Genomic DNA, 11,695 nt, shown 5'->3' on the forward strand with positions numbered 1-11,695 from the left:
GGGGTGGTGGCCTCTTCGGCATCCTCTGACCGGTAACCACCGGTTGACGGGCCGTACGGCTCCCCTCGCGGGGGGCGGCCGTACGGCCCACCGGCGTCCCGTAAGGGGCGCGGGGCCGTTTCGATATGCGGCTCCGCCGCGTGGGCGCGACCAGCCACAACGCACCCGCAGTCGCGTGCCGAGCGCAAGAGGCACCCCAGTGGGCGCCGCCGCCGCGGGGTCTGGGGGCGAAGCCCCCGGAACGGCGGGAAGCCACGGTGGGTCAGCCGGAACGCAACGCCTTCGCCCCGGCGACAAGTCCAACCGTCAGAACGGTCACCACCCCGAAAGACGCCGTCAGCGAAGCGGCCTCCGCGATCTGCCCGATCACCGCGGGAGCCACGAGCCCCGACGTGTACGTGACGGTCGCGACGCCCGCGATCGCCTGTGCGGGCGCGGGCCCGGCGCGGCCCGCCGCCGCGAAGGCGAGCGGGACCACGACGGCCACCCCGACGCCGACCAGCGCGAAGCCCGCGATCGCGGACACCGGTCCGTGCGCCCAGACGACGAGCACCCCGCCCGCCGTGGCCGCCGCGCCCCCGGTCCGTACCGTCCGCACCGGCCCGAAGCGCCGCACCAGGGCATCGCCCGCCAGCCGGGTCGCGGCCATCGTGCAGGAGAAGGCGGTGGTGCAGCCCGCCGCGACACCCGGGTCCGCGCCGATGACATCGCGGAGGTAGACCGCCGACCAGTCCAGGCTCGCGCCCTCGGCGAACACCGCGCAGAACCCCACCGCGCCGATGACCAGCGCCGCGCGCGGCGGCAGCGAGAAGCGCGGCGGGGGACGCTCGTCGGCGGGCGTGCGCACGTCGAGCACCCAGTGACAGGCGAGCACCCCGAGCGCGGTGAGCAGCGCCGCCGCGATCCCGAGGTGGAGCCGCGCGCCCGTACCGGCGTGCGCGGCGACGGTCCCCACCGCCGAACCCGCCAGTGCCCCCGCGCTCCACATCCCGTGCAGCCCCGACATGATCGAGCGGCCGAGCCGTTCCTCCGTCTCGACGCCGAGCGCGTTCATCATGACGTCCGCCGTGCCCGAGGCCGCGCCGTAGACGGCCAGGGCCCCGCACAGCGCGAGCAGCCCCGGCGCGAGCGCGGGCAGCGCCAGCGACCCGCACCACAGCGCGAGCAGCAGACGCAACGCCGCCCGCGCGCCGAGCCGATGACCGACCCGCCCCGCGAGCGGCATCGCCAGTGACGCGCCGATCGCCGGGAACGCGAGCGCCAGTCCCAGGCCGCCCGCGTCCACCCCCGCGTGCCCCTGGACCCAGGGGATGCGGGTCGCGAAATTGCCCGTGACCGCGCCGTGCACCGCGAACACCGCCGCCACCGCGTACCGCGCCCGGCGTAACCGGGCCGCCCCGCTGTCCGTGCCCCCCGCCTGCTCCGCCTTCTGCACGCTCTCCGGGCCCATGGACGCGCATCCTCCCGGACCGGCCCGGGCCGTGTGAGCCGATTACCCGATTTACCCGATCGGCATCCCCGCCCGTCCGTGCGAGGAGTATCACCGTGGACACCACGCGGGGCGTCGGCGTACGCTCAAAGGCGTCGGACCTGCAGTGTTCATGGAACGTGCAGGTCAGACGCTATGCAGCAGACCTACATACGTTTTCGAACGCAGCGCACTCCGGGGTCGGTGAAATTCCGAACCGGCGGTTACAGTCCGCGACCCGGCCGCAGCCAGCGGCCGGTTGACCAGGTGAAATTCCTGGACCGACGGTTAAAGTCCGGATGGGAGGCAGTGCGCGGCGGGCTCGTACACCCGGCGCACCCCGTGGGGTGATCCGCATCGCATTCCGGTGCCGGATTCCCTTCGCGGCACCCGTGCATCCCGGTGGCGTTCCCGCTCGATCCGTCGTCCCGTACGACAGCCCCGGAGTCCGTGCCCGAAGAGGCAGGAGGACCCGGTGGCCACCCGAGAGAGCACCGTCGAGACCGACGCGATGCGCCGTGCCGTCGCACTCGCAGCCCGTGCCCTCGGGTCCACCAGCCCCAACCCCGTCGTCGGCTGTGTCCTCCTGGACGCCGACGGCCGCACCGTCGGCGAGGGCTGGCACCGGCGCGCGGGCGCGCCGCACGCCGAGGTCGAGGCGCTCCGCGACGCGGCCGCGTCCGGCCACGACGTCCGCGGCGGCACCGCCGTCGTGACCCTCGAACCCTGCAACCACACCGGCCGCACGGGCCCCTGTGCCCAGGCGCTGATCGACGCGGGCGTGGCCCGTGTCGTCTACGCCGTCGCCGACCCCACCCCGACCGCCGGCGGAGGCGCGGCCGCCCTCGCCGCCGCCGGGATCGACACCGAGGGCGGGCTGCTCGCCGACGAGGCCGCCGCGGGCAACGCCGCCTGGCTCACCGCCGTGCTGCGCCACCGCCCCTTCGTCCTGTGGAAGTACGCCGCCACGCTCGACGGCCGCAGCGCCGCCGCCGACGGCACCAGCCGCTGGATCACCTCCGCCGAGGCCCGCGCGGACGTCCACCGGCTGCGCGCCGAGGCCGACGCCGTGGTCGTGGGCGCGGGCACCCTCCGCGCCGACGACCCCCACCTGGCCGTACGCGGTGCGGAAGACGTCACCCAGCCGCTGCGGGTCGTCCTCGACACCCACGCCTCGGTCAAGCCCGGCGCCCGCGTCCTCGACGACGCGGCGCCCACCCTGATCGCCGTCGGCGAGCACGCCGACACCCGCCACCTGCCCGGCGTCGACGTCGTACGGCTGCCCCACGACGGGACCGGCCTCGACGTCCACGCCCTGCTCACCGAGCTGTACGGGCGCGGCATCCGCTCCGTCCTGCTGGAGGGCGGCCCGGCCCTGGCCGGTTCGTTCGTCGCCGCGGGCGCCGTCGACCGGGTCGTCGGCTACCTCGCGCCCGCGCTGCTCGGCGCCGGGCCGGCCGCCCTGGGCGACGCGGGCATCGGCACCATCGCCCACGCCCTGCGCCTGGACGTGACCGACGTCGCCCGCCTCGGCCCCGACCTGCGGATCACCGCGACCCCCACCGCATCGACCACCACCTCCACCACCGCCCCTGAGGAGAACTGACAGTGTTCACCGGAATCGTCGAAGAGCTGGGCGAGGTCGTCTCCGTCGAGAACCGCGGCGACTCCTCGCTGTTCCGGCTGCGCGGCCCCCTCGTCACCGACGGCGCGCGGCACGGCGACTCGATCGCCGTCAACGGCGTCTGCCTCACCGTCGTGGACACCGCGGACGGCGAGTTCACCGCGGACGTGATGGCGGAGACCCTCAAGCGCTCCAGCCTCGGCGCCCTCGCCGTCGGCTCCCGGGTGAACCTGGAGCGGCCCATGGCACTCGGCGGACGCCTCGGCGGCCACCTCGTCCAGGGCCACGTCGACGGCACCGGCACCATCCTCGAACGGGTGCCCGGCGAGCACTGGGAGATCGTGAAGATCGCCCTCCCCGCGGAGCTCGCCCGTTACGTCGTCGACAAGGGCTCCATCACCGTCGACGGCATCAGCCTCACCGTGGTCGAGGCGGGTGCGGACCACTTCACCGTCAGCCTCATCCCCACCACCCTCCAGCTCACCACCCTGGGCATCAAGCGGACCGGCGACCCCGTCAACCTCGAGGTCGACGTCCTGGCCAAGTACGTCGAGCGGCTGCTGGGCGACGGCCGCGACGGCCGCGACGACCGTACGGAGAAGACGGAGAAGGCACAGTGACCGCGCTGAACTGGCTCAACGGCGAGGCGTTCACCGTCTTCGGCCAGCACGTCATCTGGTCCGACATGATCGGCAACACGGTCGGCCTCGCCGCACTCGCCCTCGGCTGGCGGCGCTCCCTATGGACCTGGCCCGCCCAGCTCGCCTCCGGCGTGATCCTCGTGGCCGCCTACCTCTCCGCCCACCTCAGCGGCGGCGTCGGCAAGCAGCTCCTCGTCATCGGCGTCGCCGTGTGGGGCTGGCGGCAGTGGCGGCGCGGCAGGCAGGACGCCCAGGACGGCTCGATCGCCGTGCGCTTCGCCTCCTGGCGCGAGCGCGCCGCGCTGATCGCGGGCACCGCCGCGGGCACGCTCGCCGTGGGCGGCCTCTTCAGCGCCGTGCCCGGACTGTCCTGGAACCCCTGGCCGGACGCCTACATCTTCGTCGGCACGCTCACCGCGATGGTCTGCCAGGCCCGCGGCTTCGTCGAATTCTGGTTCGCCTGGCTGCTCGTGGACGTCGTCGGCGTGCCGCTCGCCTTCAGCAGCGGCCTCGCCTTCTCCGGCCTCGTCTACGTCGTCTACTTCGCGCTCGTCCTGTGGGGCATGCGCGACTGGTGGCTGCGCTCCCGCGTCCGTACGGGCGAGGGCACGCAGCCCGCACTGGAAGGAGCCCTCTCCTCATGACCGCCCTGCAGAGCTGGTACCCGGCCGAGGACCTCACCCTCGACCCGGTCGAGCGCGCCATCGCCGACATCGCGGCGGGCCGGCCCGTCGTCGTCGTGGACGACGAGAACCGCGAGAACGAGGGCGACCTCGTCGTCGCGGCCGAGAAGGTCACCACCGAGATCCTGGCCTTCATGATGAGCGAGTGCCGCGGCCTGATCTGCGTGCCCATGGAGGAGCCGGACCTCGCCCGGCTCGACCTGCCGCAGATGGTCGACGACAACACCGAGTCCATGCGCACGGCCTTCACCGTCTCCGTCGACGCGAGCCGCGCCCACGGCGTCACGACCGGGATCTCCGCCGCCGACCGCGCCACCACCATCCGGCTGCTCGCCGCCCCCGCGACCGCCCCCGGCGACCTCGTCCGGCCCGGCCACGTCTTCCCGCTGCGCGCCCGGCCCGGCGGCGTCCTGGTGCGCAACGGCCACACCGAGGCGGGCGTGGACCTCGCGCGCCTCGCCGGGCTGCGCCCCGCCGCCGCCATCGTGGAGATCGCGGGCGAGGACGGGGCCATGCTGCGGCTGCCCGAGCTGGTCCCGTTCGCCCGCAAGCACGGCCTGGCGATCATCTCCATCGAGGACCTCATCGCCCACCGGCGCGCCAGCGAACCCACCGTCCGCCGCGAGGCCGAGACCCGGCTGCCCACCGCCCACGGCGACTTCCGGGCCTTCGGCTACCGCTCCACCGTCGACGGCGTCGAGCACATCGCCCTCGTAGCGGGCGAGATCGGCGACGGCGAGGACGTCCTGGTACGCGTCCACTCCGAGTGCCTCACCGGTGACGTCTTCGGCTCGCTGCGCTGCGACTGCGGCCCGCAGCTGCACGCCGCCCTGGACCGGATCTCCGCCGAGGGCCGCGGCGTCGTCCTCTACCTGCGCGGGCACGAGGGGCGCGGCATCGGCCTGCTGCCCAAGCTGCGCGCCTACGAGCTCCAGGAGGACGGCCGCGACACGCTGGACGCCAACCTCGAACTCGGGCTCCCCGCCGACGGCCGCGACTACGCGGCGGGCGCCCGGATCCTCGCCGACCTGGGGGTGCGCTCGCTGCGGCTGCTGACCAACAACCCCGACAAGACGTCCGCCCTGGTCCGGCACGGCCTCAAGGTCACCGGCCGTGAGCCCATGCCCGTCCAGGCCGGTGAGCACAACCTCCGCTACCTGCGGACCAAGCGCGACCGCATGGGCCACGACCTGCCCTGGCTCGACGCCGACCCGGTGTCCGCCTGCGGCAACCAGTGACCCGCCCGGACATACGACCCATACCTTCACTTACCCCATCCGAGGAGCAACGTTGAGCGGCAAGGGCGCCCCCGAGCTGAGTGTGCGGAACTGTCAGGACCTGCGTGTGGCCGTGATCGCCGCGCAGTGGCACGAGAAGGTGATGGACGGACTCGTCGACGGCGCCCTGCGCGCCCTGCACGAGCTGGGCATCGACGAGCCGACGCTGCTGCGCGTCCCGGGCAGCTGGGAACTGCCCGTCGCCGCCAAGGTCCTGGCGGGCCGCCGCTACGACGCGATCGTCGCCCTCGGCGTCGTCGTCCGCGGCGGCACCCCCCACTTCGACTACGTGTGCCAGGGCGTCACCCAGGGCCTCGCCCAGGTCTCCGCCGACACCGGCGTCCCGGTCGGCTTCGGCGTCCTCACCTGCGACACCGAGGAACAGGCGCTGGACCGGGCCGGCCTGGACGGCTCGGCGGAGGACAAGGGCCACGAGGCGGTCACCGCGGCCGTCGCCACCGCCGCGACGCTGCGCTCGCTGTCCGAGCCCTGGCACTGAAGCGCGCGGGGACCGGCGTAGGGTAGGACCACCATGTCCAAGAAGACGTTCGAGGAGCTCTTCACCGAGCTCCAGCAGAAGGCCGCCACCGGCGACCCCGCCACCTCCCGCACCGCCGAACTGGTGGGCAAGGGCGTCCATGCCATCGGCAAGAAGGTGGTCGAGGAGGCCGCCGAGGTGTGGATGGCCGCCGAGTACGAGGGCGCCGACGCCACCGCCGAGGAGATCTCCCAGCTCCTCTACCACGTTCAGGTGATGATGGTCGCCCGGGGAATCTCCCTGGACGACGTATACGCTCACCTCTGACGGACACCGTTCACCCTGCTTCGGACCGTTCGTCACGTTGCTCCCGTAATCCCATTGGTTCCGTGAGCAGCACATCCCCCCAGCAATCCCCCGCACGAAGGAAAACGACCTCATGCTGCGCATCGCCGTTCCCAACAAGGGTTCTCTCTCCGAGCCTGCGTCGGCGATGCTCCATGAGGCCGGCTACCGGCAGCGCAAGGACCGCAGGGAACTGGTCCTGGTCGACTCCGCCAACGACGTCGAGTTCTTCTTCCTCCGCCCCCGCGACATCGCCGTCTACGTGGGCTCCGGCAGACTCGACATCGGCATCACCGGCCGGGACCTGCTGCTGGACTCGGGCTCGCAGGCCGAGGAGATCATGCAGCTCGGCTTCGCCGGGTCCACCTTCCGCTACGCCACCCGGCCGGGCACGGCCGAGGACGTCAGCGAGTTCGGCGGCATGACCGTGGCCACCTCCTTCTCCGGCCTGGTCACCAAGCACCTCGCCGACAACGGCGTCGACGCCTCCGTCGTCCACCTCGACGGCGCCGTCGAGACCGCCATCCAGCTCGGCGTCGCCGAGATCATCGCCGACGTCGTGGAGACCGGCACCACCCTGCGCAACGCGGGCCTGGAGATCATCGGCGAGCCGATCCTGGAGTCCGAGGCGGTCGTCATCCGCCGCGCGGGCGCCCCGGTGGACGACCCCAAGGTGCGTCAGTTCCTCCGCCGTATGCAGGGCGTTCTCGTCGCCCGCCGCTACGTGATGATGGACTACGACATCCGCGTGGAGCACGTCGAGCGCGCCGTCTCCCTCACCCCCGGCCTGGAGTCGCCCACCGTCTCCCCGCTGCACCACGAGGGCTGGGTCGCCGTCCGCTCCATGGTCCCGTCCCAGGACGCCCAGCGGATCATGGACGAGCTCTACGACCTCGGCGCCCGCGCCATCCTCACCACCAACATCCACGCCTGCCGCCTGTAGGACGGGCCCCGCCCCCGCACGCGAGTCCCGCCGACGCCGAGAGTGACGTACGCCGTGTCCACCCCCCTGCCGGAGCTTCCGGTCACCTTCCGCCCCACCGTGACCCGGGCCGTGCTGCTGAGCCTCGGCACCGCGCTGTTCGTCGTGATCACGGCGGGGGCCTGGCTGACCCACGGCTTCAGCGCGGGGGACCGGGCCACGTTCACCGGCGCCGGGCTCGTCGTGTTCGGCGTGATCTGGATGCTGGCCCGCCCCCGGATCGTCGCCACGGAGGACGGCGTCACCGTCGTCAATCTGGTCACGACCCGGCGGCTGGCCTGGGCCCAGATCGTCCGCGTGAACCTGCGCGCGGGCGACCCCTGGGTCCGCCTCGACCTCTCCGACGGCACCACCCTGCCCGCCATGGGCATCCAGCCGGGCATCGCCAAGGAGCGGGCCGTCGCCGACGCCCGCGCCCTGCGGGCCCTCACCGAGGCCCACGGCACCGCGCGACCCGCCGCCGACTGACGCGGACCGACACCGGCTGATACCGGGAAGGTACCGGGAACGCGCCGACGGGTGACCGACCTGACGGAAGACCGTCGTCCCCTGATCGCGCGTCCTTGATTACTCTGGTGCCACGGGTACACACCGTGCCCCGCCCCGCACACCGCACCACCGCCGCGCAGCCCGCGGCCCGCGGGGCACCTGCGAACCGAGGAGTGACTCCCTCCGGCAATGGACGGATCGTCCTGCAGTACCTGCGCCGCCGCCCACCCTGATCAGGAGGCGGCGGCATGAGCGTCACCCTGTCCCTGCTGCTGCTCATGGCAGCACTGCTCCTCATCCTCGCGAACGGCTTCTTCGTCGCCGCCGAGTTCGGCCTGGTGACCGTGGAGAAGCCGGAGGCCGAACGGGCCGCCGCCGACGGCGACCGCCGCGCCCGCACCGTCGTCGCCTCCCTGCGCGAGCTCTCCTTCCAGCTCTCGGGCACCCAACTCGGCATCACCATCACCTCCTTGGTGGTCGGCATGCTCGCCGAGCCCGCCCTGGGCACCCTGTTCACCGGACCGCTCACCGCCGCCGGGCTGCCCTCGGGCGCCGCGCCCGGCGTCGCCGTGGTCGTCGGCATGCTGGTGGCCTCCGCCGTCCAGATGGTGATCGGCGAACTCGTGCCCAAGAACTGGGCGGTCTCCCGGCCGCTCCAGGTCGCGCGGTTCGTCGCCGGGCCGCAGCACGCCTTCTCGCACCTCTTCCGGCCCGTGATCACCCTGCTCAACGCGGTCGCCAACCGGCTCGTACGGGCCATGGGCGTCGAGCCCGCCGAGGAGCTGGCCTCCGCCCGCACCCCGGGCGAACTCGTCTCCCTCGCACGCCACTCGGCCCGCGCGGGCGCCCTGGAGCAGGACACCGCCGACCTGTTCGTCCGCACCCTCTCGCTCGGCGACCTCACGGCCCAGCACGTCATGACCCCCCGGGTGAAGGTCAGCTTCCTCCAGTCCACCGCGACCGCCGAGGACGTCCTCAACCTCACCCGTGCCACCGGCCTCTCCCGCTTTCCCGTCTACCGGGAGCGCCTGGACGAGGTCGTCGGCATGGTCCACCTCAAGGACGCCCTCGCGGTCCCCGCGGACGACCGGCTGCGCACCCCGGTCGGCCGGATCGCCGTGCCGCCCCTGCTCGTGCCGGAGACCCTCCCCGTACAGCCGCTCCTGGAGCAGCTGCGCAGCGAGCAGCCCATAGCCGTCGTCGTCGACGAGTACGGCGGCACGGCGGGCGTGGTCACCCTGGAGGACATCGTCGAGGAGCTCGTCGGCGAGGTGCGCGACGAGCACGACGCCGAGGACGCCGACCGGCCCGAACTGGCGCCCGTCGCCTGCGAGGACGGCCGCTCGGCGTGGGACGCCGACGGCGCCTGCCGCGTCGACGCGCTGCGCCGCATCGGCCTGGAGGCGCCCGACGGCCCGTACGAGACGGTGGCCGGCCTGGTCGCCGGCCTCCTCGGCCGGATTCCCGCGCCCGGTGACACCACCGAACTGCCGGGCTGGCGGCTCTCCGTACGGCGGGTGGCGCACCACCGCGCCGAGCGGGTACGGCTCGTCCACACGGCCCCGGTGCTCGTCACCGTGCAGGGGGAGCAGCGATGAGCCTGCTGCAACTCCTGCTCGCCGTGGTGCTGGTGCTCGCCAACGGTTTCTTCGTGGGTGCCGAGTTCGCGCTCGTGTCCGTGCGCCGCAGCCAGATCGAGCCCAGGGCCGCCGAGGGCTCGGCGCGGGCCCGCACGGTGCTGACCGGCCTGGAGAACCTGCCGCAGATGATGGCCGCCGCGCAGTTCGGCATCACCGTCTGCTCGCTGACGCTCGGCGCGGTCGCCGAGCCCACGGTGGCCCGGCTGCTGGAGCCCGCTTTCCACGCGGTGGGGCTGCCCGAGGGGCTGATCCATCCGCTGGGCTATGTGATCGCCCTGGCCCTCGTGGTCTTCCTGCACCTGGTCATCGGCGAGATGGTGCCGAAGAACCTCGCCATGTCGGCCCCCGACCGCGCCGCGCTCTGGCTCGGGCCGGGGCTCGTCGCCTTCGCCCGGCTGTGCAGGCCGGTCACCGCCCTCCTCGGCGCCTGCGCGCACGGGGTGCTCCGGCTGTTCCGGGTCGAGCCCAAGGACGAGGTCGAGGCGGTGTTCACCAGCGAGCAGCTCAACCGCCTCGTCGAGGACTCCCGTCAGGCCGGTCTCCTCGAACCGGCCGAGCAGGAGCGGCTGGAGGACGCGCTGGAGCTGGGCAGCCGCCCGGTCACCGACGTCCTCCTCGACCCGGCGGCGCTGGTCACGGTGGCCCCGACCGTCACACCCCGGCAGATCGAGGAGCTGACCGTACGGACCGGCTACTCGCGCTTCCCGGTGGTCGGCCCCGGCGGTGCCTGCATGGGTTATCTGCACGTCAAGGACGTGCTGGACCTGGAGGACCGCGACCGCGCGGTGCCCCAGCGCGTCTGGCGGCGGGTCGAGACCCTGCGTGCCGAGCTCCGGCTGGACGACGCGCTCACCGTGATGCGGCGCGCCGCCGCACACCTGGCGGCCGTCGCCGACGCCTCCGGCAAGGTGCTCGGCCTGGTCGCGCTGGAGGACGTCCTGGAGATGCTCGTCGGCGAGGTGCGCGACCCCGCGCACCGGGACCAGGAGGTGCCCGAGGCGGCCGGAGCCGCCCGGAGCGCGGCGGACGGCCTCCGCGTCGAGACCCTGGTGCCCCGTGAGCCCCAGGAGGTGCTGACGGTCAGGGAGCGCAGCGTCATGACGGGCTGAGCTCCAGTGGCGGGCCGAGCTCTTTTGAGGGGCCCGGCCCGGCTCACGGAGGGTCCTGCGGGTCGCGTGACGTGCGCCGCGGTGACGACCACCCCGGCCCGGAGAGGACCTCGCCGTACGCCTGCATCAGATCCGGCAGGCGGAGCGTGGCGAGGTCGTCCCGGGTCGGGGTGCCCGCGTATCCGGACAGGCGCAGGTCGCGGTACGCGCAGCTCTTCTCGTACAGGGTGCGCAGGAAACGGCCGTTGCCCAGCTCGTCGATCCAGCCCTGCTCGACCACGTGGGCGCTGATGCTGCGCAGCTCGTCCAGCGCCTCCTCGTCCCACCGGTCGCCGCTGTCGGCGGCCAGCACCTCGCCGATCCTGGTCAGCTCGCCGGGACGGTAGCTGGGGAAGTCCACCCGGGTGGTGAAGCGCGAGCCCAGGCCGGGGTTGGTGGCGAGCAGCCGGTCCATGCCCTCGGGGTAGCCGGCGAGGATGACGACCAGGCGGTCGCGATTGTCCTCGGCACGCTTGAGCAGCACCTGGAGGGCCTCGTCGCCGTAGGCGTCGCCCTTGCTGTAGCCGGAGTTGGAGAGGCTGTACGCCTCGTCGACGAAGAGCACCCCGCCGAGGGCGGAGTCGATCAGCTCGTTGGCCTTGACCGCGGTCTGTCCCAGGAACTCGCCGACCAGGTCGGCGCGCTGCGCCTCCACCAGATGGTCGCCGCCGAGCAGCCCCAGCGCGTAGAAGACCCGGCCGAGGATGCGGGCGACCGTGGTCTTGCCGGTGCCCGAGGGGCCGGAGAAGACGAAGTGGCGCTTGGGCGGCTGCACGGGGAGCCCCTGCCCGGCCCGGAGCCGTGCCATGTGCAGCTGTGCCGACAGGGCCCGCACCTGCCGCTTGACCGGCTCCAGGCCCACCATCCGCTCCAGCTCGTCGAGCGCCCGCGCCAGCAGCGCGGGGTCCGGGGGGCCCGGC

General features: G+C 73.4%; 12 protein-coding genes and 1 riboswitch. Of the genes, 10 read left to right on the forward strand and 2 right to left on the reverse strand.

Annotated elements, in window-relative coordinates; all coding sequences use genetic code 11:
* Positions 1-262 precede the first annotated feature (262 nt).
* Positions 263-1,450: an MFS transporter gene (locus K6I34_RS20310; protein ID WP_229327732.1), complete on the reverse strand. Its 1,188-nt coding sequence runs from the start codon at positions 1,448-1,450 to the stop codon at positions 263-265.
* 204 nt (positions 1,451-1,654) lie between these two features.
* Positions 1,655-1,785: riboswitch (FMN riboswitch) on the forward strand.
* A gap of 194 nt (positions 1,786-1,979) precedes the next feature.
* Here K6I34_RS20310 and ribD point away from each other — a divergent pair.
* The 10 genes from ribD (at position 1,980) to K6I34_RS20360 (ending at position 10,736) form a co-directional block, all read left to right on the forward strand.
* Positions 1,980-3,074, forward strand: a complete 1,095-nt coding sequence (gene ribD / locus K6I34_RS20315; protein ID WP_229327742.1) for a bifunctional diaminohydroxyphosphoribosylaminopyrimidine deaminase/5-amino-6-(5-phosphoribosylamino)uracil reductase RibD — start codon at positions 1,980-1,982, stop codon at positions 3,072-3,074.
* A 2-nt stretch (positions 3,075-3,076) separates the two neighbouring features.
* On the forward strand, positions 3,077-3,712 hold the full coding sequence (locus K6I34_RS20320; RefSeq protein WP_229327733.1) for a riboflavin synthase: 636 nt from the start codon (positions 3,077-3,079) through the stop codon (positions 3,710-3,712).
* Complete coding sequence (locus K6I34_RS20325; protein ID WP_229327734.1) at positions 3,709-4,377, forward strand: nicotinamide mononucleotide transporter family protein; 669 nt, start codon at positions 3,709-3,711, stop codon at positions 4,375-4,377. The genes K6I34_RS20320 and K6I34_RS20325 overlap by 4 nt, the downstream gene beginning before the upstream one ends.
* Positions 4,374-5,654, forward strand: a complete 1,281-nt coding sequence (locus K6I34_RS20330; protein ID WP_229327735.1) for a bifunctional 3,4-dihydroxy-2-butanone-4-phosphate synthase/GTP cyclohydrolase II — start codon at positions 4,374-4,376, stop codon at positions 5,652-5,654. Before K6I34_RS20325 ends, K6I34_RS20330 begins: the two co-directional genes overlap by 4 nt.
* Positions 5,655-5,706: 52 nt before the next feature.
* Entirely contained in the window at positions 5,707-6,192 is a 486-nt protein-coding gene (gene ribH / locus K6I34_RS20335) for a 6,7-dimethyl-8-ribityllumazine synthase (protein WP_229327736.1), read from the forward strand.
* 33 nt (positions 6,193-6,225) lie between these two features.
* The gene (locus K6I34_RS20340; protein ID WP_116210688.1) at positions 6,226-6,498 is read left to right on the forward strand and encodes a phosphoribosyl-ATP diphosphatase; all 273 of its coding nucleotides are present in this window, start codon (positions 6,226-6,228) and stop codon (positions 6,496-6,498) included.
* Positions 6,499-6,610: 112 nt separating this feature from the next.
* Positions 6,611-7,459 (forward strand): ATP phosphoribosyltransferase, encoded by an 849-nt coding sequence (gene hisG / locus K6I34_RS20345; RefSeq protein WP_229327737.1) that lies wholly within the window; start codon positions 6,611-6,613, stop codon positions 7,457-7,459.
* 54 nt (positions 7,460-7,513) lie between these two features.
* Entirely contained in the window at positions 7,514-7,966 is a 453-nt protein-coding gene (locus K6I34_RS20350; RefSeq protein WP_229327738.1) for a PH domain-containing protein, read from the forward strand.
* A gap of 269 nt (positions 7,967-8,235) precedes the next feature.
* Positions 8,236-9,585, forward strand: coding sequence for a hemolysin family protein (locus K6I34_RS20355; protein WP_229327739.1), 1,350 nt, complete (start codon positions 8,236-8,238; stop codon positions 9,583-9,585).
* Positions 9,582-10,736: a hemolysin family protein gene (locus K6I34_RS20360; protein ID WP_229327740.1), complete on the forward strand. Its 1,155-nt coding sequence runs from the start codon at positions 9,582-9,584 to the stop codon at positions 10,734-10,736. The genes K6I34_RS20355 and K6I34_RS20360 overlap by 4 nt, the downstream gene beginning before the upstream one ends.
* Before the next feature lie 43 nt (positions 10,737-10,779).
* Here the strand turns inward: K6I34_RS20360 and K6I34_RS20365 are convergent.
* The coding region (locus K6I34_RS20365; protein WP_229327741.1) for an AAA family ATPase at positions 10,780-11,695 on the reverse strand (916 nt) is incomplete at its 5' end.

It is taken from the genome of Streptomyces sp. UNOC14_S4, assembly GCF_020740835.1.
In the GTDB taxonomy this organism is placed as follows: domain Bacteria; phylum Actinomycetota; class Actinomycetes; order Streptomycetales; family Streptomycetaceae; genus Streptomyces.

Excerpts from the sequence above, each read along its gene's own strand:
- K6I34_RS20310 (WP_229327732.1), bottom strand. The coding sequence starts at position 1,450 with ATGGGCCCGGAGAGCGTGCAGAAGGCGGAGCAGGCGGGGGGCACGGAC.
- ribD (WP_229327742.1), top strand. The coding sequence starts at position 1,980 with ATGCGCCGTGCCGTCGCACTCGCAGCCCGTGCCCTCGGGTCCACCAGC.
- K6I34_RS20330 (WP_229327735.1), top strand. The coding sequence starts at position 4,374 with ATGACCGCCCTGCAGAGCTGGTACCCGGCCGAGGACCTCACCCTCGAC.
- K6I34_RS20340 (WP_116210688.1), top strand. The coding sequence starts at position 6,226 with ATGTCCAAGAAGACGTTCGAGGAGCTCTTCACCGAGCTCCAGCAGAAG.
- hisG (WP_229327737.1), top strand. The coding sequence starts at position 6,611 with ATGCTGCGCATCGCCGTTCCCAACAAGGGTTCTCTCTCCGAGCCTGCG.
- K6I34_RS20355 (WP_229327739.1), top strand. The coding sequence starts at position 8,236 with ATGAGCGTCACCCTGTCCCTGCTGCTGCTCATGGCAGCACTGCTCCTC.
- K6I34_RS20360 (WP_229327740.1), top strand. The coding sequence starts at position 9,582 with ATGAGCCTGCTGCAACTCCTGCTCGCCGTGGTGCTGGTGCTCGCCAAC.